At 42.2% G+C, this 24304-nt stretch carries 28 protein-coding genes; 19 read left to right on the top strand and 9 right to left on the bottom strand.

Features of this window, described 5'->3' with window-relative positions; all coding sequences use genetic code 11:
- Nucleotides 1–60 precede the first annotated feature (60 nt).
- Complete coding sequence (locus NSQ36_RS18235) at nucleotides 61–918, bottom strand: MurR/RpiR family transcriptional regulator (protein WP_170965960.1); 858 nt, start codon at nucleotides 916–918, stop codon at nucleotides 61–63.
- Between the two features lie 161 nt (nucleotides 919–1079).
- Here NSQ36_RS18235 and NSQ36_RS18230 point away from each other — a divergent pair, with 161 nt between their 5' ends.
- Nucleotides 1080–1757, top strand: coding sequence for a DUF3298 and DUF4163 domain-containing protein (locus NSQ36_RS18230; RefSeq protein WP_050944564.1), 678 nt, complete (start codon nucleotides 1080–1082; stop codon nucleotides 1755–1757).
- A gap of 79 nt (nucleotides 1758–1836) precedes the next feature.
- Here the strand turns inward: NSQ36_RS18230 and NSQ36_RS18225 are convergent, their stop codons facing one another.
- Nucleotides 1837–2016 (bottom strand): hypothetical protein, encoded by a 180-nt coding sequence (locus NSQ36_RS18225; protein WP_003215411.1) that lies wholly within the window; start codon nucleotides 2014–2016, stop codon nucleotides 1837–1839.
- A gap of 288 nt (nucleotides 2017–2304) precedes the next feature.
- Nucleotides 2305–3537 carry a peptidase T gene (pepT, locus tag NSQ36_RS18220; protein WP_050944563.1) on the bottom strand — a complete coding sequence of 411 codons (1233 nt, stop codon included), beginning with the start codon at nucleotides 3535–3537 and terminating at the stop codon, nucleotides 2305–2307.
- Between the two features lie 226 nt (nucleotides 3538–3763).
- On the opposite strand from pepT, the gene NSQ36_RS18215 reads away from it, so the two are divergent.
- The 5 genes from NSQ36_RS18215 (at nucleotide 3764) to NSQ36_RS18195 (ending at nucleotide 7174) form a co-directional block, all read left to right on the top strand.
- The gene (locus tag NSQ36_RS18215; RefSeq protein ID WP_034321782.1) at nucleotides 3764–4087 is read left to right on the top strand and encodes a WXG100 family type VII secretion target; all 324 of its coding nucleotides are present in this window, start codon (nucleotides 3764–3766) and stop codon (nucleotides 4085–4087) included.
- A 4-nt stretch (nucleotides 4088–4091) separates the two neighbouring features.
- Nucleotides 4092–5288 (top strand): glycine zipper domain-containing protein, encoded by a 1197-nt coding sequence (locus tag NSQ36_RS18210; protein WP_339206347.1) that lies wholly within the window; start codon nucleotides 4092–4094, stop codon nucleotides 5286–5288.
- 12 nt (nucleotides 5289–5300) lie between these two features.
- Nucleotides 5301–6059, top strand: a complete 759-nt coding sequence (locus NSQ36_RS18205) for a hypothetical protein (protein ID WP_310026312.1) — start codon at nucleotides 5301–5303, stop codon at nucleotides 6057–6059.
- A gap of 21 nt (nucleotides 6060–6080) precedes the next feature.
- Nucleotides 6081–6608: a YfjD family protein gene (locus tag NSQ36_RS18200; RefSeq protein WP_339206345.1), complete on the top strand. Its 528-nt coding sequence runs from the start codon at nucleotides 6081–6083 to the stop codon at nucleotides 6606–6608.
- Nucleotides 6609–6706: 98 nt separating this feature from the next.
- Nucleotides 6707–7174: a helix-turn-helix transcriptional regulator gene (locus NSQ36_RS18195; protein WP_003214797.1), complete on the top strand. Its 468-nt coding sequence runs from the start codon at nucleotides 6707–6709 to the stop codon at nucleotides 7172–7174.
- Between the two features lie 59 nt (nucleotides 7175–7233).
- Here NSQ36_RS18195 and NSQ36_RS18190 read toward each other — a convergent pair whose 3' ends face one another.
- On the bottom strand, nucleotides 7234–7581 hold the full coding sequence (locus NSQ36_RS18190) for a helix-turn-helix transcriptional regulator (protein WP_003214932.1): 348 nt from the start codon (nucleotides 7579–7581) through the stop codon (nucleotides 7234–7236).
- Nucleotides 7582–7788: 207 nt separating this feature from the next.
- Between NSQ36_RS18190 and NSQ36_RS18185 the strand changes: the two genes are divergently transcribed.
- The 6 genes from NSQ36_RS18185 (at nucleotide 7789) to NSQ36_RS18160 (ending at nucleotide 13509) form a co-directional block, all read left to right on the top strand.
- Entirely contained in the window at nucleotides 7789–8778 is a 990-nt protein-coding gene (locus NSQ36_RS18185; RefSeq protein ID WP_106029444.1) for an asparaginase, read from the top strand.
- Between the two features lie 28 nt (nucleotides 8779–8806).
- Complete coding sequence (gene aspA / locus NSQ36_RS18180) at nucleotides 8807–10228, top strand: aspartate ammonia-lyase (protein ID WP_050944559.1); 1422 nt, start codon at nucleotides 8807–8809, stop codon at nucleotides 10226–10228.
- 143 nt (nucleotides 10229–10371) lie between these two features.
- Nucleotides 10372–11778 (top strand): Na+/H+ antiporter NhaC, encoded by a 1407-nt coding sequence (gene nhaC, locus NSQ36_RS18175; RefSeq protein ID WP_044140314.1) that lies wholly within the window; start codon nucleotides 10372–10374, stop codon nucleotides 11776–11778.
- Nucleotides 11779–12075: 297 nt separating this feature from the next.
- Nucleotides 12076–12501: a DUF5082 family protein gene (locus tag NSQ36_RS18170; RefSeq protein WP_050944558.1), complete on the top strand. Its 426-nt coding sequence runs from the start codon at nucleotides 12076–12078 to the stop codon at nucleotides 12499–12501.
- Between the two features lie 37 nt (nucleotides 12502–12538).
- Nucleotides 12539–12802, top strand: a complete 264-nt coding sequence (locus tag NSQ36_RS18165; protein ID WP_106050388.1) for a YwqI/YxiC family protein — start codon at nucleotides 12539–12541, stop codon at nucleotides 12800–12802.
- Nucleotides 12803–13083: 281 nt separating this feature from the next.
- Nucleotides 13084–13509: a DUF5082 family protein gene (locus NSQ36_RS18160; RefSeq protein ID WP_003214784.1), complete on the top strand. Its 426-nt coding sequence runs from the start codon at nucleotides 13084–13086 to the stop codon at nucleotides 13507–13509.
- 45 nt (nucleotides 13510–13554) lie between these two features.
- Here NSQ36_RS18160 and NSQ36_RS18155 read toward each other — a convergent pair whose 3' ends face one another.
- Nucleotides 13555–13767, bottom strand: coding sequence for a hypothetical protein (locus NSQ36_RS18155; RefSeq protein ID WP_223251185.1), 213 nt, complete (start codon nucleotides 13765–13767; stop codon nucleotides 13555–13557).
- 136 nt (nucleotides 13768–13903) lie between these two features.
- Here NSQ36_RS18155 and NSQ36_RS18150 point away from each other — a divergent pair, with 136 nt between their 5' ends.
- The 6 genes from NSQ36_RS18150 to NSQ36_RS18125 all read left to right on the top strand — a co-directional run bounded on the left by NSQ36_RS18150 (nucleotide 13904) and on the right by NSQ36_RS18125 (nucleotide 20463).
- Nucleotides 13904–15862, top strand: coding sequence for a BglG family transcription antiterminator (locus NSQ36_RS18150; protein WP_251190623.1), 1959 nt, complete (start codon nucleotides 13904–13906; stop codon nucleotides 15860–15862).
- A gap of 89 nt (nucleotides 15863–15951) precedes the next feature.
- Nucleotides 15952–17262 (top strand): PTS transporter subunit EIIC, encoded by a 1311-nt coding sequence (locus NSQ36_RS18145; protein WP_339206342.1) that lies wholly within the window; start codon nucleotides 15952–15954, stop codon nucleotides 17260–17262.
- A gap of 162 nt (nucleotides 17263–17424) precedes the next feature.
- On the top strand, nucleotides 17425–18858 hold the full coding sequence (locus tag NSQ36_RS18140; protein WP_251190624.1) for a glycoside hydrolase family 1 protein: 1434 nt from the start codon (nucleotides 17425–17427) through the stop codon (nucleotides 18856–18858).
- A gap of 12 nt (nucleotides 18859–18870) precedes the next feature.
- Nucleotides 18871–19194: a PTS sugar transporter subunit IIB gene (locus NSQ36_RS18135; protein ID WP_050944552.1), complete on the top strand. Its 324-nt coding sequence runs from the start codon at nucleotides 18871–18873 to the stop codon at nucleotides 19192–19194.
- 19 nt (nucleotides 19195–19213) lie between these two features.
- Nucleotides 19214–19543: a PTS lactose/cellobiose transporter subunit IIA gene (locus NSQ36_RS18130; RefSeq protein WP_024423898.1), complete on the top strand. Its 330-nt coding sequence runs from the start codon at nucleotides 19214–19216 to the stop codon at nucleotides 19541–19543.
- A 65-nt stretch (nucleotides 19544–19608) separates the two neighbouring features.
- Complete coding sequence (locus NSQ36_RS18125; RefSeq protein WP_285859542.1) at nucleotides 19609–20463, top strand: polysaccharide deacetylase family protein; 855 nt, start codon at nucleotides 19609–19611, stop codon at nucleotides 20461–20463.
- A gap of 119 nt (nucleotides 20464–20582) precedes the next feature.
- Here NSQ36_RS18125 and fosM read toward each other — a convergent pair whose 3' ends face one another.
- The 4 genes from fosM to NSQ36_RS18105 form a co-directional block, all read right to left on the bottom strand.
- A complete protein-coding gene (fosM, locus tag NSQ36_RS18120; protein ID WP_226804446.1) occupies nucleotides 20583–21008 on the bottom strand; it encodes a FosM family fosfomycin resistance protein in 426 nt (141 codons plus the stop codon).
- Between the two features lie 62 nt (nucleotides 21009–21070).
- Nucleotides 21071–22162, bottom strand: coding sequence for a bifunctional diaminohydroxyphosphoribosylaminopyrimidine deaminase/5-amino-6-(5-phosphoribosylamino)uracil reductase RibD (gene ribD, locus NSQ36_RS18115; protein WP_251190625.1), 1092 nt, complete (start codon nucleotides 22160–22162; stop codon nucleotides 21071–21073).
- Nucleotides 22149–22910 (bottom strand): GTP cyclohydrolase II, encoded by a 762-nt coding sequence (locus NSQ36_RS18110; protein WP_003215082.1) that lies wholly within the window; start codon nucleotides 22908–22910, stop codon nucleotides 22149–22151. The genes ribD and NSQ36_RS18110 overlap by 14 nt, the downstream gene beginning before the upstream one ends.
- A complete protein-coding gene (locus tag NSQ36_RS18105; RefSeq protein ID WP_339206337.1) occupies nucleotides 22888–23781 on the bottom strand; it encodes a VOC family protein in 894 nt (297 codons plus the stop codon). Before NSQ36_RS18105 ends, NSQ36_RS18110 begins: the two co-directional genes overlap by 23 nt.
- A 176-nt stretch (nucleotides 23782–23957) precedes the next feature.
- Here NSQ36_RS18105 and NSQ36_RS18100 point away from each other — a divergent pair, with 176 nt between their 5' ends.
- A complete protein-coding gene (locus tag NSQ36_RS18100; protein ID WP_050944548.1) occupies nucleotides 23958–24290 on the top strand; it encodes a helix-turn-helix domain-containing protein in 333 nt (110 codons plus the stop codon).
- Nucleotides 24291–24304 lie beyond the last annotated feature (14 nt).

The following is a 24304-nucleotide window of genomic DNA, read 5'->3' as shown; positions in this document are numbered from 1 at the left end:
CAACGGAAAATATGAGAAAAGTCACAAAAAAAGACCGGAATCAGCTCCGGCCTTTTGCGTTCATGTTTTATTTTTAGCTACGGCTAATCGAGATTGTTTCACGTTTTCAATGGCATCTGATCCTAGTGCTAAAACAGCGGCGACGTATAGTACATCAATGATTACAAGCTGGTTAATACGGGAGATCATAGAGTCAGAGCGATAGGTTGTCTCCCTGGAAGAACTGAGCAGATGAAAGTCAGATCGCTTTGCGAGCTCTGATTTCGGATAGCTGGTGATAGAGGCAACCTTTGCTCCCTTTTCTTTAGCAAATTGCACGGCATCAAGAATTTCTCTACTCTCTCCTGAATGGGAGATCGCAACGATAAAATCGTGTTCCGTGGCGTGAGTAGCAATCATGTTCATCATATGCGGATCACTGCATAGACTCACTTCAAAACCAAGCTGGAGGAACTTATGATAAGCATCTCCAGCAATAAAGCTGGATGCACCGGCTCCAAAGAAGACGGTTTTATGTGCCTGCTTCATTTGTTCAATGAATTGTGTGACGGCTTGGTCTTCTAATATATGCTTCATATCTTGAATAGAGTTTGTTGTTAACTCTATGACCTTATGTTTAATGTCAGCTACACTATCGGATGCCTCGATCTCACCGTATATGGATTGAGGCGTATTGGTTGCAATATCCTGTGCGACATGGACACGAAACACTTGGTACGATTCATAGCCAATTTTTCGTAGAAACCGAAAGATCGTCGTTTCACTAGTATTGCATTCAGCAGCGAGTGCACTAATGGAATGAAGCACAACTTTCTGAGGATTTTCTAAAATGTAATTGGCAATCTTTTTTTGGGTCGGAGACAAACTATGAAACGTCGTCCGAATGTGACTAAAAATATTCTCTTCTATGATAAACACCACACTTCATCTAGCATTCTACATTAAGCATACAGGAACTTATGAAAACGGTAAATAAACCCGAAGTGGGAAAAGAAAGAATAAAATGTAAATACTGCTTTTTTTGGTTCTTTTGTCATGGTATACTCAATTGGTAATAGACAAAAATGGGGGTTTTTACTATGACAATGAAAAAAGGCCTAACGATCAGTCTGATCATTTTTTCACTGATTGTTTCGTTGTTTGCGCCAGTTGGATCTGCGGATGCCAAACAAGCAAAAAAAGCAAAAGTAAGCACACACTATTATAAAAAGAAAAAAACATTCAAATATGCACAGGTGAAAAACCTAAGCAAGGCGCATATGAAAACCATCAATCGTGATTTAAAAGAAGATATCGCATTCTCTTATTCTACGTACTTGTTCTTAAAGGACGAAGCGAAAAAGGAAGGCTTTGGGAAGATCACTTACGAGAGATCGTTTAAAACGAAATTTAACAATGGGAAGAAGCTCAGTATCTTAAACTATGATTACATGAATGATGGTGGAATGCATGGGGATACGATGGTTTCCAGCATGAACTATGTGTTGACAAAGAAAAAGACAAAGCAGCTGTTCTTGACAGACGTTGTGAAAACGAAGAAAAAGCGTACGAAAGTGAGAGATTATGTCTATAACTATACAAAGAAACATAAAAGTAAATTCTATGCGAACCTGAAAAAAAGAGACATTGAAATCAACTACAACACGCAGTATTACTTCACGAAAAAGGGAATTGCTGTTGTCTTCCAGCCATATGAAATTTCACCTTACTATGTAGGAATTCCTGTGATTCAAGTTCCTGCGAAGGTGTATAAATAAAAGGAAAAACGACCAATGAATCTGGTCGTTTTTTTATGTACTCACACAAAAGAGCCCCATATGAGGCTCTTTTTCAGATTTATACTTGTTTAGGTGCATCGTTTAGTGGGTGACGGCGTTTTCCGTTGTAGTGGCGGCGCATACGAAAGATTTCAAACTCCGAAAGCTCTGCGCTTTTTCGTTTTGGTGTGCGGTTATCTTTTTTGAAAGAGAATAGTAAGTAGCAGCAAAGTGAAGCGATAATCAATAAAATCATCATATGACATTCCTCCAATTCATCCTATTCTTTAAGTGTAGACAGGGTGAGTGATGTTTATAACTGAAAATATGCAGCAGAATCGGTTTAGTTCTTAAGGTTTAGGTGATCTGCTAATTTAGGTCTAAAATACTGGTTGTTTTTAACTATTATATTTCCAGTTATTGCACTCGTCAAGAAGAATTTTTCTGGGGTTGTCTCTATTAGTACGAATAAATGTCATAAAAGTTTCAGAAAATTGTAAACTTTTATTAAAAAACCGTTCCCGAACAGGAACGGTTGTAAACATATTTATGCTTTTTCTTCAAATAGACGGGCGATTTCAACGATGACTTCTGTTGCTTTCACCATGTTCTCGACAGAAATAAATTCATATTTACCGTGGAAGTTTTCCCCGCCAGTAAAGATGTTTGGAGTTGGAAGACCTTTATATGAAAGCTGGGAGCCATCTGTACCGCCGCGGATCGGTTCGATTACAGGTGTCACTGAGCGGTTTTCCATTGCTTCATGGGCAATATCCACAATATGTTTCACCGGCTCAATTTTTTCTCTCATATTATAATATTGATCTTGAATTTTGAGATTGATGCTGTTTTCTCCGTAAATGGCTTTTAAGTCATTTGCTATTTTTTCAAATAGTGCTTTGCGTTCGTTAAATTTGTCTTTATCAAAATCACGAATAATATATTGCAGCTCTGCTTCTTCGACTTCTCCTACAAACTTCGTGAGATGGAAAAATCCCTCGTAGCCTTCTGTGTATTCCGGAGATTCATCAGAAGGAAGCTTGTTATGGAAGAGCATCCCAATCTTCGCAGCGCTGACCATTTTGTCTTTTGCTGTCCCAGGGTGGACGTTGTTTCCTTTAATGGATACTTTCGCACCTGCTGCGTTGAAGCTTTCATATTGCAGCTCCCCGAGCGGTCCTCCGTCAATTGTATACGCATAGGAAGCGCCAAAGGCATCAACATCAAATTTGTGCGGCCCTCTGCCAATCTCTTCATCGGGTGTAAAGGCGACGCGAATTTTTCCATGCTTGATTTCTGGATTTTCAATTAAGTAATGCATGGCGGTCATAATTTCTGCGATACCAGCTTTGTTATCTGCACCAAGCAAGGTTGTGCCATCTGTTGTGATCAGCGTATGTCCTTGATACTTTTGTAAATTTGGAAACTGTGATGGAGATAAAACGATATGTAGTTCTTCATTTAAGGTGATGTCGCCGCCTTGATAGTTTTCATGAAGCTGCGGTTTCACATTCTTGCCGGTGAAGTCAGTAGCTGTGTCGATGTGAGCCAGGAAGCCAATGGTCGGCACGTCTTTGTCTGTGTTAGATGGGATCGTTCCCATGACATAGCCGTTTTCATCCATTGTCACTTCTTGAATCCCGATGGATTTCATTTCTTCAACTAGTTGTCTCGCTAAGTTCAACTGTCCTTCAGTCGATGGGCAACTTTCCTTATCTGCATCCGACTGCGTATCTACCTTCACATAACTTGTGAAACGCTGAATCATTTCCTCTTTCATGTATACGTCACTCCTTTTGTAGAATACGTTCATTTTATCATGTCTTGAATGCGCTTCATAACAAGAAAGGCTTTCTCTGGCAATTAGAGAGGAAAAAGACCTACTTTCATTTGGTGATGTGTTGAATGGTTCTTTAGGGTGATTTTTTTGGGTGTCTTTTTATTTATAATGAGGACATATAAAATCATCCATTTGTACGTTAAATTGGGAGAAAGGGGTGCGAAAGTTGGATTCTAGTCAAACGCTGGCACTCGCTCAAAAGTTTCAGGAAGCAGCTGATGAGATTCGGCAGTCAAAGCAGCTGCTGGAGAATCGGCTCAAGGCAGTAGGATCAGGCTGGCAGGGAGAAGCAAGGAATAAATTTGATCAAAGCTTTGAGGAAACAACGGCACGCTATGATCAATTCGAAAAGGACTTGCTTGAAACAAGTCAGGAACTGCGCGATGCAGCGGTCAAAATCGAGGAACGGAAAGCTGAAATAGCCAGAATGGAAGAGCTTGAGCGAAAGAGACGAGAAGAACGGAGAGAAAGAAACCGAGAAGGGAGATGATGTGATGGCACGTGACATAGTGGTTGATCCAGATCAGCTGACAGGGCTTGCGAATGATGTTGTAGGCGAACTTTCTACCATTGAAACGAAGCACCGCGATTTACATAGTGAACTGGATGGTCTCATTTTAGGCTGTGATCCTCGGTATAGTAGCTGTTTTTCAGGCGTCGGGGATGCATGGGGAGCAGGACAAGCATTGATCAGTAAATTGAGCAGTGATGATATTACGATTCGTCATGCAAAAGATAAAATGGTCGAAGCAGACGATATTTTACGGAAATTGTACAGTATCTATGATCAATATGGTACACTCACGAGCTTAGCTGGTATTGTGATGATGCAGGCGAAATACTACGGGCTTGGGATGACGACTTTCATTAAAGACAATGGCCGTTATGCAGCGCAGCATTCAAAGCTGCTGCTTGATCTGACCAGCCGGGTAGAAGGAACGAGATTTGACCGGCTAGCAAGGATTTGGCTGAGTAATAAAGAATTATTAAAACGATCAAACTGGTCGATGGCTGATTTGGTCCATAAGAAATTCACAAAATTTTATCCTGACGATACAGTTGCATTCACGAATAGTGTCCGTGACTTTACAAAAGGAAGTATCAATTGGAAGGACACGGCTGCGATCAAGTCTGTTTTGAAAAATGGATCAAGATTCGCGAAAGGAAATGCCATCATTGCAACGGTTGTCACTGGCGCAACGGAAACGGTCGGCTGTGGTTTGAAAATTGCTGAGAACTATGCAGAATTCGGTGATCAGCCAGAAGTCCTGAAGCGTGAAAATGCTAAGGCTGTTGGAAATGCAGTGAACAATACGGTCTTTATCGCTGGCGGGTCTGTCGCAGGTGCCGTTGTCGGAGGAGCTCTTGGAAGCTTTGCAGGACCGATTGGAACCGTCGTTGGAGGAGCCATTGGTTCCGCAGTCGGTGGATTTATAGGAGAAAAAGTTGCCAAGCTGACATCAGGCTTTGCTGAGCAGGTTGCAGTGAAATTAAAGGACCCAATTCATGCGGTCGTGGATAAAGGGAAACAAGCATTCGAGCTGGCGGGTAAAGGTGTGAAGGCAGTTAATGACACCATTGATCATGCAAATCAGGTGATACATAAAGGGATAGAAAAAACAAAAGAAACCGCAGATTCGCTCATAAAAGGTGCAGGCGATTTCTTTAAGGGTGCATTTTCTTTTGGATAAGGAGAGATCAAGTTGGATCAGCTAAGTCTAAGTATTGAGGAACTCATCTTTAGTTTTTACAGTGAAGGCTATTTTGAACAGGGCATGTCCTTAAAGGAAGCCTATTATCCTGATGTAGAGGACGAGCGCCTAGGGTTTTTATTTGAAATTGCATGCCGCTCTTTGCTCGCAAAAGGTGTACTTGAATTTCGAAACAGACAATATCGTTATAAAGCGGAATACCGTCATTTCATCCAGGCGATGAATGATGCATCTCACACCGTCAAGGCATCTCGATTTGGGGAAGAAGATGAAGAAGTCAGCACCTCCTTTCACACGACACAGATGGGCGTATATGCGCACCATACACTTTATGATCAACAAGTCCATCAGATTCAAAAACTGAAAGATGACCAGCAGGCAGAGGAGCAAGTGACTGCCTTTTTCAATATACAGATGAGTGATCATCCTGCACCTGTCGTCACCCTGCAAGCAGAGGAATTTGAAAAGCTATTAGAGCAAGCAAGTGAGGCGAAGAATGAGTGGCCCTCCTTCCTTCATCGAGCAGAGAACGAAGAACTCGTGCAGGCATTTGTTTCTGATGTACAGACAAGAAAAGGAAAGATGGACTCCCTCATGAAGGTCGTCTACGACAAAAATAATACGCCTGATGTGGAATCCATGTTATTTGTCATTCCAGGTGAGAAACAGTCGTGGCTTGTGTCGGGAATAAAAGAAAGTGAATTTCGCGTGGAGACGGCTCATAGAGACGGATTACGTTCTATATTCTAATGGAGAAAAGGAGAATGACGCTTGAATCCAAGTGAAGTAATAGAAGTGAGAAGCAGGACCTTTTTAAGGGTATGGGCATTCTTAGCAACGGGCGGCTTCGGTATCATTGGTATTTGGTTGTTTTCGGAAGCTCTTACATTTGAATCGAATTATACATTGTTTTTATTTTTAGGCGGACTATTAGGCATTGTCTATGGCTTGATCTCTTTTTTGTTGATTCTGCCGGCTTTTACGAAGAGGAGAAATGTGATTTTTCGCATTCAGCGCGGAAAAAATGGTGCTGTACTGTATCGAGAGCGGACGATCCCTTTTCATGACATTCAATCCATTGATATGCGCAGGCATCGGTACAGTGTAAGGGGATTTCTCTTCATGGATGTGCTCATTCGGAAAATGGATGGGAAATTGATCAAGATTCCAGCGTACAGTATTTTAGATGAAGAAGTATTCGAGCAAACCGTCAAACAAGAGATCTATCCATATTTAAATCAGGCAGCCCAAGAGAATTGGAGACAGCAGCATGGTCAGGTCGAAGAGCAGATCAATTAGATAGTATTTGCCAATATTCTAAAGGATGAGGCGCCACTTTTTCGAAGAAATCGTGTATGATGTCAGTAAAGACTGAACACTCGGAGAGGTGATGAGAGATGGATAAAGAGATGGTAATCGACCTCGTCACAGAACAAATGACACGGATTCGAAAAGAAAAGAATTATACGCAGGACCGCATGGCTGAGGTACTTGGTTTATCGAAACGGCATTTGCATCAGGTTGAAAAAAATAGGCTGCGCCTCAACTGGACGCAAACGGCGGCCGTATGTGCATTATTCAGAGATAGTGACATTTTAAAAGGGACACTAGGGGATGATCCGCTTGAGATTCTGGAAGTCGTGGCACATGATGAATTGCATCTATCGGTGGAACGGACAATCGGCGGAAAGGTTTGGTGGCGGACTTCTATCAAAAAAGGCACATTTCGTCTTCAGCAAAATGTGCTCAGTCAGCATTACCGCATCTTAGATGATGAGAATTATCGCTATTATAGTTCATTTAATAAAGAAGAAGCGAAGCGGCGGTTAGAGGAATTAAGTCAGCTGTCTTCTCCTTATTCTTAAGCAGCTGAAAAAGGAAAGAGAGGCACCCGATTAATAGGGGCCTCTCTTTTCTATGTTTTTTATACTTTTAGGGTGTTTTTCGCCCGAATAAAGGCAACAAGCTGTTTGATTTCTTCATCATTTAGGGGAACGCCGTCTACAAGAATGGTTCCTTCTTTTGCTTCCGTCAGTTCAATTTTGATGTCAGAGATTTTACGTTGTATCTCTGGCTCGTCCGTTCTACCAAGTAAAAAATCAATGGACGTATCATACAAATCAGCCAGGCGCTTCACTGCTTCAAGCGAAGGTCGTCGGTACCCAGATTCGTAACCGGCATAGGTGCTTTTGGCGATACCTAGGCGATCTGCCGTATGCTGGAGAGACCATTTTTTCTTTTTTCTAAGAGTGGTTAAACGATCGAGTATCATTACATGAACGCTCCTTTATATACAACAACAGTATATCATATTTTGTGATAGAATGTACGCGTTATGCGTAATAATTTCTTGATTAATTCGCGTTATGTGACTATAATGGCAATGAAGGTACGCGTAAAGCGTATATTATAGAATAGCACAAGCTAGCTTATAATATGTGTGACAAACGAAGTAATTTTACTGAAAGAGGTGGACCTGTTGAAGAAATTATTGCTTTTAACCACTGGTGGGACGATTGCATCTGTAGAGAGTGAAAATGGTTTGGCTCCAGGTGTTAAAGCTGAGGACCTTTTAAGCTATTTAAACGAAATTAATGCAGAGTACACAATGGACACAAAGTCCCTAATGAGTATAGATAGTACAAATATGCAGCCTGAATACTGGGTGGATATCGCAACAGCCATTTATGAAAATTATGATCAATATGACGGCTTTGTCGTCACGCATGGAACCGATACAATGGCCTATACATCAGCAGCACTATCTTATATGCTGCAAAATCCGGATAAGCCAATTGTCATTACAGGCTCACAAATCCCGATTACGTTCAAGAAAACAGATGCGAAGAAAAACATCACCGATGCGATTCGCTTTGCATGTGACGGCGTAGGCGGCGTGTATGTTGTCTTTGATGGCAGAGTCATTCAAGGGACACGCGCAATCAAACTAAGAACGAAAAGCTATGATGCATTTGAAAGTATTAACTATCCATATATTGCATCGATTGAAAACCATCAAATTGAATACAATAGCAAAGTAAAAAGATCGTCAATGAAACCGCTTCAATTAGACGCATCCTTAAACACTGACGTTTGTCTCTTGAAATTGCACCCAGGTCTAAAGCCTGAGTTCTTAGATGCAATCAAAGGTGTTTACAAAGGAGTCGTCATCGAAAGCTACGGCAGCGGCGGAATTCCTTTCGAAGGAAGAAACCTTTTAGAGAAAATCAACGAATTGCTCGAAGAAGGCATTTCTGTTGTCATCACAACTCAGTGTCTTGAAGAAGGAGAAGACATGAGCGTGTATGAAGTAGGACGCAAAATCAATCAAGAACTAGTGGCACGTTCACGAAACATGAACACAGAGGCCATCGTGCCGAAACTCATGTGGGCACTAGGTAAAACAACAGACCCAAGAGAAGTGAAAAAGATTATGGAAACGCCAATCGCAGAAGATTTAGTGATTTAACTATTCTATAGAAAGCAGGTCATATCAGATGGTTCAAGCAACTTATCGCTATGAGAAGGATTTTCTTGGAGAAAAAGAAATTCCGGCAGACGTGTATTATGGGGTTCAAACCCTTCGTGCAAAAGAAAACTTCCCGATTACTGGATATCGCATGCACGAGGAACTAATTAGAGCCTTTGCCATCGTGAAAAAAGCAGCAGCTCAAGCCAATATGGAAGTTGGACGTTTATATGAAGGAATTGGAAATGCCATCGTACAAGCCTCTGATGAAGTCATTGAAGGCAAGCTGCATGAGTACTTTATTGTAGACCCAATTCAAGGCGGCGCAGGAACGTCGATGAATATGAATGCCAATGAAGTGATTGGAAACAGAGCGCTAGAAATCATGGGACATCAAAAGGGTGAATACATCCATTTAAGCCCAAACACACATGTAAACATGTCACAATCAACGAATGACTCGTTTCCAACATCTATCCATATTGCTGTATTGAAGCAGTTAGACATTCTGCTTGAGACAATGCAAACGATGCAGGACGTATTCAAAAAGAAAGCGAAAGAATTTGATCATGTGATCAAAATGGGACGTACGCACCTACAGGATGCTGTTCCAATTCGTTTAGGACAGGAATTTGAGGCTTACAGCCGCGTGCTCAGCCGTGATATTAAGCGGATCAACCAATCAAAGCAGCATTTATATGAAGTCAATATGGGTGCAACAGCTGTTGGGACAGGCCTAAATGCAGATCCTCGTTATATTGAGATCGTCGTGAAGAAGCTAGCCGATATTTCTGGTCTTCCGCTTGTAGGCGCAGAGCATCTTGTGGATGCAACGCAAAATACAGATGCTTACACAGAAGTGTCTGCTGCATTAAAAGTATGCATGATGAACATGTCTAAGATTGCCAATGACCTTCGCCTAATGGCTTCTGGTCCGCGTGCAGGTCTTGCTGAAATTGCATTGCCAGCTCGTCAGCCAGGATCATCCATTATGCCTGGGAAAGTCAATCCAGTCATGGCAGAGCTCATTAACCAAATCGCATTCCAGGTCATTGGGAATGACCACACCATCTGTCTTGCCTCTGAAGCAGGTCAGCTTGAGTTAAATGTGATGGAGCCTGTTTTGGTCTTTAACTTGCTTCAATCTATTAGTATAATGAATAACGGATTCCGTTCATTCACAGATCATTGCTTAGTGGACATTGAAGCAAATGAAATACGTTTGAAAGAATATGTCGAAAAAAGTGCAGGCGTGATCACTGCTGTGAACCCTCACTTAGGCTATGAAGCCGCGGCTAGAATCGCAAGGGAAGCCATTTTAACAGGACAATCGATCAGAGATCTTTGCTTGCAAAATGATGTGTTAACAGAAGAAGAACTTGATATTATTTTGAATCCATTCGAGATGACAAAGCCTGGCATTGCGGGTGCAGAGCTCCTAGAGCGATAGTAATATCAAAAATTTTATTTTATTAATATGTAGAATTGCCTGTGAAATAGAGAAAAACAGGCAATTCACTTTCTTTCGAATTGACACACTTTTTTCATAATATTTTGAAAACGCTTAACGCACGCACAAAGGGAGGAAACACAATGAAATCACCACGTCTGCCGTCTATTTTAGAAGTCGTGTTTGTACTTGGCTTGTTTTTAGCAATTGTTTTATCTTTTACTCTTTATTTCAAATTGGATATTCAACTGGCATTGTTTATCTCATGGTTTATGGTCATTGCTTTAGGTATTCGATTAGGACATTCATACAAAGATCTTCAAAACGCCATTACAAAAGGGATATCGAATGGTTTAGAGGCTGTTTTGATTTTAATTGCAGTAGGTGCACTTGTTGGAACATGGATTGCCGGCGGAGTGGTACCAACATTAATTTATTACGGACTGGAATTTATTCATCCTAATATTTTCTTACTAGCTACGCTGATCATCTGTTCCATTATGTCTGTTGCTACAGGTACATCATGGGGGACAGTTGGAACTGCAGGTATTGCCATGATTGCAATTGGTGAAGGATTGGGAATTCCATTACCTATCGTGGCTGGAGCCGTTTTATCTGGAGCCTATTTTGGTGATAAGTTATCTCCTTTATCTGATAGTACGGTGCTCGCTTCCTCACTTTCAAAAGTGGACGTGCTCGCACATGTTAGAGCGATGATGGTCTTATCCATTCCTGCCTTTGTTATTACAGCCATTATGTTTACAATCACCGGATTTATGTATGGCGGAAAAAATATTGATCAAGGCAAAGTAGAGTTTTTGAAACAAGCACTGCAGGACACATTCACCATTAATATTTGGATGATTATTCCGGCGTTGATTGTTGTACTATTACTTGTCTTGAAAAAACCTTCAATGCCTGTTATTGCTATTGGCGCACTTCTTGGTGCTGTCTGGGCAATGGCATTCCAGGGAATGAATCCAGCCGATGCACTTGGTACAGCTTATAATGGTTTCTCTATTAATTCAGATGTTGATTTCTTAAATACGCTGTTAAATCGTGGCGGTATTGTCAATATGTTAGGATCTCTAGTGGTGATTATTCTCGGACTTGGTTTCGGTGGAGTACTTGAATACTTGGGCGTATTAAAAGTCATCGTCGCTACATTCGAGAAGAAATTGCATAATGCAGGAAATGTGACTCTATCAACACTTGTTGTTGCATTCTTCGCCAATATCTTTGGCTGTGCGATGTATGTATCATTAATTCTTACACCGAAAATTATGGAAAAGAGCTATGATAAATTAAAGTTAGACAGACGAGTTTTATCCAGAAACTCAGAGGTCGGTGGTACGCTGACGTCAGGAATGGTTCCTTGGTCAGATAACGGGATTTACATGGCGGGAATTCTAGGCGTATCGACATTCTCTTATTTACCATTTATGTGGTTGAGCTTTGTTGCCATTGCTCTTGCTATTATTTACGGATACACAGGGAAATTCATCTGGTACGTTAAGAATCCACAAGAATCAGAAGAATCAGCTTCATAAGCCGTTTACAAAAGCCGCTCCTCAACCGGGCGGCTTTTGTTTGTCCTAGGTCTGTATAACTATATGTGGCATATAGCCAAGAATCAGGAATTAAGACCCCTTATAAAAGAGGTCTTAAGGGGTAATGTGAAGCAGAATGAAAGCATATTTATCCCATAAAAAAGGCACAAATACCTATTCAAACATGAGTCTTTGAACCTTATAATAACAATATTGGAAAAAGTGCTATTCACCTTACGCTCGTTTAGAGGATCTCTAAGCAGCGTTTTTATTTTTTGTCAGGAGGAGGAACCCATAATGAGCTTATCGGATATGCTGTCTGCCCTAAACGGTGGCATTACAAGTAAAAAAGCAGAAATCGAAGAGAAAATCGCTCGACTGAAAAAGGCGAAAAGTAAGGTCGAACGTGAACAAGATGCGGCAGAGACAGACCTGAAGCAAATCAAGCAGCCAAAGCTTGGGACCTCTTGGAAAGGTGAGCGAAGCCAGGATTTCAAATCAGAGCGGAATGAAGCACATGATGCGCTGCAAACGATTGTGAACGACAAGTACCCACGCTACGTGAGCCGCATCGAATTCAAAATCAGTACGTTAGAAGCCGAACAAGCTGCGTTATCCTTTGCCAGTTCCTTAGCAGGAGACGCCGCACGTCTTGCTGAAAAAGGAGAAGACGCAGTAGAGGACGCCAAACGCTTGATCTCAAAAGCATGGAGCAGCTTATAAGCTACCTTCATGCTGAACAAATCTGGAGGATATCACGATGGGACAAATTAAGTTAAACTACCAAACAGTTATGGATCAACTAGATGAAGTCTCCCAAGCAGTCGAAGCATTAACGATGAAAAAAGCCGCAGATAAAGCAGGTGAAAACAGCCTTGAATTTGTGACCAAGTGGACGGCGCGCGAAGCAGAGGTGAACGAAATGGTTTCAAGTTTTAAAGAAGCCTTAATCAAAAATGTTCAGGACACGCGCTCTAATGTGAAAACCTTAAAAGAACAGGACGAAGCGATTGCGGCAAAATAATGGCAATCATTTTTCTAATGGGTTTCATGGGATGATACGAAATATAGTTCTAAGGGATCATATATAATTCGGGAAGTACGACCTTGTGTTATTCCGATTTTCTTCCAAACACGTCACTAAAAGGACACCTTTTCCCTATTTAAGACTGAGGCTTTTCACCTTATACTATACTTAATGAAAGCAAAACGATAGAAATGTCAGGTTTGGAAAAATCAAGTGAGTCGATCGTTTCCAAGGCTCTGATCTGTGCTTTCGTATGAGGTCCGATAGAGGTGGATGACATGAGTTTATCCGAGATGCTACACCATCTGCATATGGGAATTGAAAACAGACGTGCAGAATTTGATGACATGATCTCTCGGTTAAAGACAGCCAAAAGCAATATTCGAACAGAACAAGATCTTGCGCAGTCAGACATAAAGGAAATCAAGAAACCTGCTCTAGATTCGTCATGGAAAGGTGAGAGAGGAACCGACTTTCATCGCCATCGAAAAGATGCCTATCATGTAATGCATGACATCGTGAACAATGAGTATGAAAAATATATCGCCGAGATTGATCAAAAAATATTGCACTTTGAATTAAAAAAAATGGAGCTGGCTGTTGCCAGTAACTTTGCCGGAAGAGCCCAGGACGTGATGGAAAAGGGTGAGGATTTTGCACTCGATGTTAAACATCTGATTGAACGGGGCTGGAAGGCTCTTTAAAATAATAAAAACAGCCATCTCATCAGCGAGCGGCTGTTTTTTTGTTTAGTCACATCCACCACCACTATCCCCGGAATCTCCCCCGCAGGAGGCATCAGAAGCGTGATGAGTATAAGAATCAGTATAGGTACTTGTTGTTGAACTGTGATGTGAAGAACGCTTCGCAGACGTACGTTGATCCTTTGATGTGAATAAATGGGCGATGATTGCTCCTAAAGAAGCCAATATCATAATAACAACAAACATAAAAGAACCCATGATGCATCCCTCCTCTTGTTTCCTATTCATACGAATGAGCCATATCGTGGTTCCCGATTTGAAAGAAAAACTGGGCAAAGAGTTCTACTTTCGTTTATGATGATAGGCAAAAGTAAATGCCAAGGGAGGAGAGCCTATGCTATCTCTACGTCAGGAGGAGCTGCTGAAACGACTGATGCAAGCGGAACAGGAACTGACTAGTGAAGAAATTGCCCGCATGATTGGCGTCACATCAAGAACGATCCGAACAGATATGAGAGCGCTTAAATCTGTTTTGGATGAACATGGAGCCGTACTTCATATCAAACGCGGGGCAGGGTATACATTGACCGTAGAGGATTATGGGTCTTTTCGTACATTTTTGAAAAAGTCGTTGAGAGAAAGAAACGAAAAAAAGGAGCAGACCATTCCCAATCAGCCTGAGGACCGTGTAGCCTATCTATTGAAAAGGCTGCTTCTGTCAGCAGACCATATTAAGTTAGACGCGCTCGCAGAGGAATTATTTGTGAGTGAATCGACAGTAAAAAATGATTTGAAAGCCGTCAGACATTTGTTTTCATTACATGGCCTTTCTGTGTCACATCGTCCTAAATATGGGCTGCGGCTGACAGGGGATGAAATGAAATTAAGATATTGTATGGCTGAGCATGTGTTTCAGCAAGCGCATGCGAACCCTGCGCTGTTACCTGAAGAAACGTATCAATTGATTCAGGATATCGTGCGTTCACGTACAAAAGTAAGCGGACTTCATCTGTCAGAAATCGGTTTAAGTAATTTAGTCACCCACATCGCCATTGCATGCAAACGAATTGAAGAGAAAAAACTGGTCATGATGCCAGAAACGGAATTAAAAGAGATTCAAGTGCAGCCTGTTTTCCAAGTAGCTCAACAAATGGCAGAGGATATTCGGCATGTCCTAGCGATTGATTTTCCATTATCTGAAATGGCGTATATTGCGATTCACTTGATGGGAGCGAAAATGATGGCATACGGAGATACCGGTCATACGCTATGTCATCTTCTAGACGAAGATCACTTTCGCTTCATCCACCAACTGCTTGCTTATGTAGAGGAGCACATGTCACTTGATATTCAATTTGATAAAGAGTTAATCGTTGGATTAAGTCTTCATTTACGTTCCGCTATTCATCGTTTTAGGTACGGTATGAACATTCGTAACCCTTATTTAACGGACATTAAAAGGTATTATCCCATTGCATTTGAAGCTGGCGTCTGTATGGGTAGATGGCTGAGAGAAAAAGAGGGAATTGAGATTCATGAGGATGAGATTGGGTATTTGGCGCTTCATATCGGTGCTGCAATCGAGCGGACAAAATCACAGCATGTGAGAAAGAGATGTCTGATTGTATGTGCGACGGGTGTCGCCAGCAGTCAGCTCCTTCTTCATAAACTGACAGCGGCTTTTAGCGGAAAGCTGGAGATCGCTGGCACTGCAAGTGTTGGAGAAATTCCTTCGTTTGATTTGAGAAGCATTGATTTTATTATTAGTACCATTCCGCTTCAGAACACGTTGCCGGTACCAGTGATTGATGTACATACCATTCTAAGTGACGATGATATTGTGCGGCTGAAACGGTTTGTTCAGGGCGCGCAGGATACAGGGGTTTTGCGGTATGTGAGTCCGGCGCTGACATTTTTTCAGCAAGACCTTCAATCAAGGGAAGAGGTACTGCAATTTTTCGTAAACGTGCTCAAGGAACAGGATCGCATCCCGGAAGAGTTTGAACAATTATTGCTGGAAAGAGAGCAAGTGTCACCGACATCGTTCGGTCATTTGGTTGCGATTCCTCATCCGATGAAGCCGGCAACAGATGACACGTTTTGTGCGATCTGTACGTTGAAAAAACCGGTGCTGTGGGGTGAAAATCGGGTACAAGTCGTTTGTTTGTTAAGTATCCAGAAGACGTATCAAAAAGAATTGCAATCACTTTATCAATTTCTTGTACGGCTGACAGAGCGCAAGGAAGTGGTGGAGCAACTCATCAAGGCCGCTTCATTTGAGGAACTGACGGCGGCGCTTCAAGTATTGGAGCATCCGAATGAAAAAACGGGACACCCATTTCCGCATCTGTGAGGAAAAAGATTAGATGTTAATGAAAGCGCTTTTAAAATAACATCAAAAAGGAGGATGATCACGAGTTTTTGCAAAGGGGGAGACAGATCATGAGCTTTAAGGAGAAAGCGGCAGATGTCATGGGGAATGTGGCTTATCGTATCACGAATCAAAAATATATTATGGCGATTAAACAGGCATTTGTCACACTGATGCCAATCATCATTACAGGGGCTTTTGCTGTATTGGTGGCAAATATGATCATGAGCCCGGAAACAGGGCTTGCTCATTTTGAGATGTTCAGATTTTTAGCGGAGCTTCAGCCAATTATGAAGGCAATCAATTATGCCACGCTGAACTTTTTAACGATTGGGGCTGTGTTCCTCATCGGGATAGAGCTTGGGAAAATCAACGGGCACAAGTCCCTGTTCCCAGGGCTGATGGCATTGATTTCATTTATATCTGTTATTCCAACGACACTTCTACTTGAAGTGGATGGATCGATGCGTGAGGTTGTAGATGTACTGGCAAGGCAATTTTCCGATCCAAAAAGTTTATTTTTAGGGATGATCATTGCGATCGTATCTGTGGAAATTTTTTGTAAGCTGACCAAGGTGAAATGGCTGCAAATCAAGATGCCAGATTCTGTTCCATCGAATGTGGCAACATCTTTTTCATCACTTTTTCCTTCGATCATTACGATTACGATCATTAGTTCATTCGGCTTTGCATTTCACCGTTTGACAGGCATTTATTTGCATGAAGCAGTGTATAACGTGGTGCAGCGCCCACTAGAAAGTGTTGTACAGGGTCTGCCGGGGATTTTAACATTGATGTTTGTGGCGCAATTCTTCTGGGTGATCGGCATCCATGGCAACCAGATGATCAAACCGATCCGGGAGCCGCTCTTATTAGGATCAATTGCAGTGAATATGACAGCATTTCAAGAAGGAAAAGAGATTCCGAATATCATCACGATGCCATTTTGGGATGTGTATATGAGCATCGGTGGTTCAGGTGTGACCATTGGGCTTTTGATTGCGATTTTTATTGCTGGAAGAAGGGAAGAGATGCGAAGTATTGCCAAGCTCTCATCTGGGCCGGGCCTCTTCAACATCAATGAACCCGTTATTTTTGGCTTGCCCGTCATGTTAAACCCTGTGATGGCAATTCCATTTATCGTCACACCACTTGTGACAGGAACGATTGGTTACGTTGCGACAGCTACAGGGTTTGCTGGAAAAGCCGTCGTGATGGTGCCGTGGACGACACCACCGATTGTGAATGCATGGCTGTCCACCGCTGGCAGCATGGGGGCTGTCATCACACAGCTCATCTGTATTGTGGTCGCAGTCTTCATCTATTTGCCATTTGTCCTCTTGTCTAACCGCAAACCAGAAGCGGCACCAGATTCAGAATAAAAGGAGAGGCATGCATGAATATGCAATGTAGGTGGTTATGATCCCATTTCACTTGACCGTAAATATACGAAAAAAGGGCAGGAAGTCAATTGTGAAGGCTATGTATTTGCAATGAATTTGGGAAGGACTTCACGTTCAAACGAGGAAAGGGAAGGTGGCGACATGAACAGAATCGAGATTCCAAGAGATTTTATCCTAGGTGCTGCGGCCTCTGCTTGGCAAACGGAGGGATGGAAGGGAAAGCAAGCGCATCAGGACTCGTACATCGATTTATGGTATAAGAACGGGTATCACGTGTGGCACGAAGGATATGGCCCGGCTGGTGCGACGAACTTTTACGAGCGCTATCCAGAAGATGTAGCTCTCATGAAAGAAATCGGTCTGACTCATTATAGGACATCGATCAATTGGTCGAGGTTTCTCATCGATTACGAGAAGGGGATTGTGGATGAAGCATATGCCCGTTACATTGATGATTTGATCAATGAATTAATCGCAGCAGGTGTAGAGCCGATGTTTTGCTTAGAGCATTATGAGCTTCCAGCCGTGCTGCTTGAAAAGTACGACGGATGGTCATCAAAGCATGTCGTCGAGCTGTTTGTTCTCTATGCGGAAAAGGTGTTTGAGCGATATGGAGACAGGGTCAAGCATTGGTTTAGCTTTAATGAACCGATTGTTGTCCAAACACGCGTGTACCTAGATGCTATACGTTATCCCTTTGAGCAAAATACGAAGAAATGGATGCAGTGGAACTATCATAAAGCGCTGGCAACAGCAAAAGTAGTGAAGCTGTTTCGGGAGATGGGATTGAAGGAATCAACAGGTGCAAAAATTGGGGTGATTCTCAATCCAGAAGTGACGTATGCAAGATCCTCTGCTCCGCATGATCAAGAAGCGGCACGGATATATGATTTGTTTTTCAATCGAATGTTCTTAGATCCCTCCATCAAAGGAGAGTATCCAGAAGGACTGCTTGATGTGTTAAAAAAGCATGAGATTCTTTTCGATGCGACAGAGGAAGAGCTTCAGGTCATCAAGAATCATACGGTTGATGTCGTTGGGCTCAACTTATACTATCCGCATCGTGTCAAAGCACCGAGTAAGGCGTGGAATGAGATGACACCATTTCACCCGTCTTATTATTACGATATGTTTGAGCTTCCAGGAAGAAAAATGAATCCATTCAGAGGATGGGAAATTTACCCGGACATTGTCTATGATATGGGCATGAGAATTAAAGAAGAATACGGAAATATTGAGTGGTTTGTGGCCGAAAACGGCATGGGCGTAGAAAAGGAAGAACGGTTTAAAAAAGAAGACGGTATCATTGATGACCAGTATCGCATTTCATTTATCAGCCAGCATTTGAAACGGGCACTTCAAGCGAAAGCAGAAGGCTCAAATTGCACGGGCTATATGCTGTGGGCTTTTACGGATAATGTATCGCCGATGAATGCCTTTAAAAATCGCTACGGATTAGTCGAAATCCAGCTGGAAAATGAACGGAATCGTCAGTTGAAGGCATCAGCGTATTGGTACCAGACATTAATTAAAACAAGGGAACTGAAGACCCAAACAGAAGTCAACTATCGATAGGAGTGTTGGGATATGAAACGAATCATTCTCGCTTGTGCCGCAGGAATGTCGACATCCATTGTAGTGTCCAAAATGAAGGCAGCCGCAGAAGCGAAGGGGCTGGATTATGAGATATACGCCATACCTGAAGGGGCTATTGCGGATGAATTAGAAGAGCATGGAGAAGATGTGCAGGTGATTTTACTTGGACCGCAAGTAAGCTTTATGAAAAAGGCAGCAGAAAAAACAGCGGCACCTTACCAAATACCTGTTGATGTCATCAATGTGAGATTATACGGAACAGCGAACGGAGAAAAAATACTAGAGCATGCTCTGAAACTAGCAAATGAATCTTAAGTAATTGGAGGAGAAGCAGATGACGGTATTAGAGGAAATGCAGGGAGCAGCCTTTCAAATCATTGCTCATGCAGGCGAGGCAAGAAGTCATTATGTTGAAGCGATTCGTCTAGCAAGAGCTGATGATTTTGAAAAAGCACAGCAGTTGATTGAAAAAGGGGAGGAAGCGTTTCGAAGCATCCACAACCTGCACTTGTCGCTGATCCAAAAAGAGGCGGCAGGTGAGCAGCTTCCCTTTTCTTTACTGCTGATACATGCAGAAGATCAAATGCTCACAACAGAGACCATTCATCTGCTTGCCATCGAAATGATTGAAATGTGTAAAAAAATGAACACCCTGTCAAAATAGATATCAGGTAGTAACCAATTTCTGTTATAATCATTCGATAGATAGAGAGAAAGCAGGATTGGTGAATGAAAAAAACATGTATGTTGATTGCGGTTGGTCTTGTGGCGCTGCTCATTTCGGGTTGTATGGGAACGAAGGAGCAAACGGAAGGAAACCAGCAAGTAGTCAAAGAGGAAAAGGGTCAATTACAAGCAAAAGAAACAAAACAGATTCAGCAGAAAGAAGAGGCAGAGATAGATACACAAAACTGGATTAAGCAAAAGGAACCGGTAGAGCTTCCGATTTTGATGTATCACAGCATCTCCAGCGGTAACTCGCTTCGTGTACCAAAGAGCGAGTTTGCGGCTCATATGAAATGGCTGAAGGACAACGACTATGTCACGCTGTCGCCAGAAGAAGCGTACCACGTCTTCACAACAAATACGAAACCAAGTGAAAAGTGTGTCCTCATTACATTCGATGATGGATATACCGATAACTATACAAAGGCATTTCCGATTTTAAAGCAGTATGGAATGAAGGCAACGATTTTCATGATTGAGCAATCCATTGGCCGTCCGAACCACTTAACGGATGAACAAATGGATGAAATGATAGCAAATGGGCTATCAATTGAGAGTCATACCATTCATCATTTAGAGCTCAATCGTTTATCAAAGAAGCAGCAGAAAGAGGAATTAAAAGGGTCAAAGGCATTCTTTGATCAACGTTTTTCTCAGCGTACGAGAATGGTCAGCTATCCTGTCGGGCGCTATAACGAAGACACGCTAAAGCTGGCGAAGCAAGCCGGTTATCAAATGGCTGTCACCACTGAACCAGGACATGCGAAGAAGGAACAGGGCATGATGTCCTTGCACCGTGTTCGCGTGTCACCGGGACTTTCACCCGAAAGCTTTGGCAGGCTGGTAGAAGGGAAGTAATTATCAATGTTTCACATGAAACATTTTACGACAAGTTTCACGGTGATGATGGGTGAATCGACATTGGCGGTTCAAAAGCGAAACAGAACTTTCATGTAAATGGAAGTTCTGTTTTTTTATCATTCATCAAAAAATTTCATATGTGCTTTTTCTTGTTTGTAATAATCGATTCGATCTTTCATGGTACCTGTATGAAACTCAAATTTATGTCCGTCAGGGTCCGTAAAGTAGATCGACTGATGATCTTTTTCATCTCTTGGGCGACCTGGTAAGATGTTGACATTCAAATGTTTTAGCTTGTTGTACATGTGATCTATATCCTTTTCATCGATTGAAAAAGCGATGTGTGTGTAAGAGTGCTGGATGTCTTGACGAGGAATGTCCTTTTCCACATTCAGTGCAAGCCATAGCCCATTTAAATCAAAGTAAGCTGTTTTTTCTCCTTTTACTAATAAACTGGCGTCAAATACTTTTGTGTAAAAATCAATAGAGGTTTCTAAATCAGAAACAGAAAATAACAAATGATTCATTCCTTTTATCGACATCACATTCACCTCAAACTGTCATTTTAAAAAAGCCTGTAGATGGGGTCTACAAGCTTTTTTGTTTATTGATAAACGGGATAGCCCGTTATTTTAATATCTTTCCCAAGTGTTTCTAATGAGAGCTGATCCAATTCAATGGCATCACTCATGAGACGTATGCCTTCGCCTCCGAAAAAGGAAGGAGACAGTCTTCCGCCAATGAGTTTAGGTGCCATATAAATGACCAATTTATCTACAAGCTGCTGTTCTAAAAATGAAGCATTGATCTGGCCGCCGCCTTCAATCATGAGGGAGGAGACATTTCTTTCTCCCAGCATTTGAAGTACTTCTTGCAGGGGCACCCGCGTCTCGCTGTCTGTTACAAAGACGCTTACGCCGGCTGCTTCTAAAGCGTCTCGTTTTTCCTCATCGGCTTGTTTTGTTGTAAAGATCCATGTAGGTGCCATCTGATCAGTGACGATCTTTGCTGTCAGCGGTGTTGAGAGCCTAGAGTCTAAAACAATTCGAATCGGATGATGCCCATTTGGAATCCGTGCAGTTAGTGAAGGGTCGTCATGAATAACAGTTTGAGCACCGACCAAAATCGCATCATTGATGCTGCGGATATGATGAGCATCATAACGGGATGTCTCAGATGTAATCCATTTGCTGTCAGACGTAGCAGACGCAATTTTTCCGTCTAAGGTAATACCTGTCTTGAGCGTCACGAAAGGTGTTTTTTTCGTAATAAAATGATTAAACACTTCATTCATGAGAATGGATTCCTGCTCAAGTACGCCTGTAATCACTTGGATGCCAGCATCTTGTAAAATGGCGATTCCGCGGCCAGCGACAAGCGGGTTCGGGTCAAGTGCTGCCACGACAACGGTTTCGACGCCTGCTTTCACAAGTGCCTCCGCACAAGGACCTGTACGGCCATGGTGGGAACAAGGCTCGAGGGTCACATAAATAGTGGCTCCTTTTGCCTTGTCTCCAGCCATTTTAAGTGCATGAATTTCAGCATGTGGTTCACCGGCTTTCATATGAGCACCGACTCCAACAATTTCATTATCGCGCACAATCACAGCCCCGACGAGCGGGTTCGGTGATGTCTGGCCTTTCATTGCCCGTGCATTTTCTAGGGCTAGATTCATATATCGCTCATGATGTGGCAATCGTACGCACCTCTTGCTCCGCCTTCATGTGACCTGAGCGGTTGATTTTTGTCTGCAAGTATTTTTCATTAAACTCTGAGACATCACCCCAAAGCGGAATACGTCCAGAAAGAGATAAACCTGCATGGCTGATGGCATCTGTCTTTTTCGGATTATTGGTAATGAGTCTGACTGGCTTTGTACGAAGTGTTTGAAGAACCGCGATGGCTTCTTCATATTGACGCGTGTCATCTTCAAAGCCGAGTGCTTCGTTCGCTTCTACTGTATCGTAGCCGTTTTCTTGAAGGATATAAGCCATGGCTTTCGTGAAAAGTCCAATACCTCGGCCTTCATGGTTGGCTAAATAAAACAGGGCACCTGCACCATTGTCCTCAATCATTCGCATGGACTGCTTCAATTGGAATCCGCAGTCGCAGCGCTTGCTTCCGAAAATATCACCAGTGTGACAAATGGAATGCATGCGGATAAGAGCTTCGTCAGCGTGCTCGAAATCTCCATACACTAGCACGCTTGACTGCTGATGATCGGCAAGCTGGCGGGACGAGAGGCTTTCAATTAAAGCTTCATCTGACAATGGCTCTAACCCGTCGTCTTTTAACCATGAATACCAGTTGAACATCACCGTTCTGCCGTCTAAATTCACTGGCAATTTAATGGGTCCAGTGATATATATATACCCGTCTTCTTGCTGTACTCGTTTGATTTTATCTTTTAAAATGGCTGTTTTAAGATCTGTGTGTTTGTCCATATTCTGCACCTTCTTTTTTGTCTGTTTCTTCAATCTGTAAACGAACGAGAACGCCAAATGGATCAACAAATTCGTTACTTTTCCCTATTGTTTTCACTTGAGTGCCTGCTTTTGTTAGGCGCTCAACGACGGACTGTCTGTCTGCTTCTTGTGGGAATACGAGTGTATAGCTTCTAATTCCTGAAAAACGTGGATCAATGGCTCCTTTTCTTCCGCGTCCCCATGCATTAAAGGCAAGGTGATGGTGGTACACACCAGCGGCGATAAATACGCTTGCTGGTGGAGCCATTCGGATATGAAAACCGAGCGTATTGACATAAAAGGAATCAGCTTCTTCTGGGTTCAGATGGAAATGTAAGTGTCCCATTACTGTGTCAGCCGGAAGTCCTTTCCACGTCGTATCAGCGGCTTCTTGCAGGAGACCATCTCCATCAAGAGGTGCATTTCCGCCACCTTTCAGTTCTCCATTCTCACCTACCCAAACGTCCTCAGGGCGATCAGCATATATTTCTACGCCAATGCCGTCAGGGTCACTTAAATAAATGGCTTCACTGAAAAAGTGATCGCTTGCTCCAATTAAAGGATAGCCTTTTTTGATCACATGTGCCAGCCATGTGCCCAGGTTTTTTCTGGTAGGTAATAAAACAGCAAAATGATAAAGTCCTGGCTCGTGATCAGGTTTCTCTTTTAGATGTGCATCTTCTTTTAACAAAAGGATTGGTTCCTTTGCATTGCTGCCAAGTGTCACTGTGGAATCTGTCTTTTCTAATATAGAAAATCCTAAAATGTCTGTATAAAAAGGTAAAGAACGCTCAAAGCTGGATACATGTAACTCTGTTACACCCAATCTTAGCTCCTCAATTGTCTTCAAGCTCGGTCATCTCCTTCATGATATATGCATCGGCATGTTTAAATGTTTTTGAAAATATATAAAAATGAATACCTTGTTACTTAAAGTAACTAAACTATATAATAGTTAGTAACTTATTTCAAGTAATTAATTGTGTTATAATGAAAAAAAGAGAGAAAAGCGGGAGGGAGTAAGGTATGGCTCAAGTAGATGGCTGCCCAATCACAGATGCCATGGAGATTCTAGGCAAGAAGTGGGTCATTCTCATCATCAATCAGCTTCTGACAGGCCCTAAGCGTTTCTGTCAGCTTGAAAATGAAATGAACATCAGCGGCAGATTATTATCTGAAAGGCTGAAGGATTTAGAGGCTGAAGGACTCGTTGAGAAGAACGTATACCCTGACATTCCAGTACGGATTGAATACGAATTAACAGCGCAAGGGAAGAAAATAGAGCCGATTATTCGTGAAATGTATGCTTGGTCTTTAGAACGTAAAAATAGCAAAAAAGGGGAACATGTTCCTTCCTAATCGATTTCGATCAG

Origin of the sequence: Bacillus sp. FSL W8-1143, from assembly GCF_037965155.1 — a bacterium.
GTDB lineage: Bacteria > Bacillota > Bacilli > Bacillales > Bacillaceae > Bacillus > Bacillus pumilus.
This window is presented reverse-complemented; position numbering and strand designations above follow the sequence as displayed.

Excerpts from the sequence above, each read along its gene's own strand:
- NSQ36_RS18170 (WP_050944558.1), top strand. The coding sequence starts at position 12,076 with ATGAGCTTATCGGATATGCTGTCTGCCCTAAACGGTGGCATTACAAGT.
- NSQ36_RS18195 (WP_003214797.1), top strand. The coding sequence starts at position 6,707 with ATGGATAAAGAGATGGTAATCGACCTCGTCACAGAACAAATGACACGG.
- NSQ36_RS18210 (WP_339206347.1), top strand. The coding sequence starts at position 4,092 with ATGGCACGTGACATAGTGGTTGATCCAGATCAGCTGACAGGGCTTGCG.
- NSQ36_RS18130 (WP_024423898.1), top strand. The coding sequence starts at position 19,214 with ATGACGGTATTAGAGGAAATGCAGGGAGCAGCCTTTCAAATCATTGCT.
- NSQ36_RS18155 (WP_223251185.1), bottom strand. The coding sequence starts at position 13,767 with ATGGGTTCTTTTATGTTTGTTGTTATTATGATATTGGCTTCTTTAGGA.
- pepT (WP_050944563.1), bottom strand. The coding sequence starts at position 3,537 with ATGAAAGAGGAAATGATTCAGCGTTTCACAAGTTATGTGAAGGTAGAT.
- NSQ36_RS18100 (WP_050944548.1), top strand. The coding sequence starts at position 23,958 with ATGGCTCAAGTAGATGGCTGCCCAATCACAGATGCCATGGAGATTCTA.
- NSQ36_RS18160 (WP_003214784.1), top strand. The coding sequence starts at position 13,084 with ATGAGTTTATCCGAGATGCTACACCATCTGCATATGGGAATTGAAAAC.
- aspA (WP_050944559.1), top strand. The coding sequence starts at position 8,807 with ATGGTTCAAGCAACTTATCGCTATGAGAAGGATTTTCTTGGAGAAAAA.
- nhaC (WP_044140314.1), top strand. The coding sequence starts at position 10,372 with ATGAAATCACCACGTCTGCCGTCTATTTTAGAAGTCGTGTTTGTACTT.
- NSQ36_RS18135 (WP_050944552.1), top strand. The coding sequence starts at position 18,871 with ATGAAACGAATCATTCTCGCTTGTGCCGCAGGAATGTCGACATCCATT.
- NSQ36_RS18140 (WP_251190624.1), top strand. The coding sequence starts at position 17,425 with ATGAACAGAATCGAGATTCCAAGAGATTTTATCCTAGGTGCTGCGGCC.
- NSQ36_RS18145 (WP_339206342.1), top strand. The coding sequence starts at position 15,952 with ATGAGCTTTAAGGAGAAAGCGGCAGATGTCATGGGGAATGTGGCTTAT.
- NSQ36_RS18110 (WP_003215082.1), bottom strand. The coding sequence starts at position 22,910 with ATGGACAAACACACAGATCTTAAAACAGCCATTTTAAAAGATAAAATC.
- NSQ36_RS18225 (WP_003215411.1), bottom strand. The coding sequence starts at position 2,016 with ATGATGATTTTATTGATTATCGCTTCACTTTGCTGCTACTTACTATTC.
- NSQ36_RS18150 (WP_251190623.1), top strand. The coding sequence starts at position 13,904 with ATGCTATCTCTACGTCAGGAGGAGCTGCTGAAACGACTGATGCAAGCG.
- fosM (WP_226804446.1), bottom strand. The coding sequence starts at position 21,008 with ATGTCGATAAAAGGAATGAATCATTTGTTATTTTCTGTTTCTGATTTA.
- NSQ36_RS18190 (WP_003214932.1), bottom strand. The coding sequence starts at position 7,581 with ATGATACTCGATCGTTTAACCACTCTTAGAAAAAAGAAAAAATGGTCT.
- NSQ36_RS18125 (WP_285859542.1), top strand. The coding sequence starts at position 19,609 with ATGAAAAAAACATGTATGTTGATTGCGGTTGGTCTTGTGGCGCTGCTC.
- NSQ36_RS18230 (WP_050944564.1), top strand. The coding sequence starts at position 1,080 with ATGACAATGAAAAAAGGCCTAACGATCAGTCTGATCATTTTTTCACTG.
- NSQ36_RS18165 (WP_106050388.1), top strand. The coding sequence starts at position 12,539 with ATGGGACAAATTAAGTTAAACTACCAAACAGTTATGGATCAACTAGAT.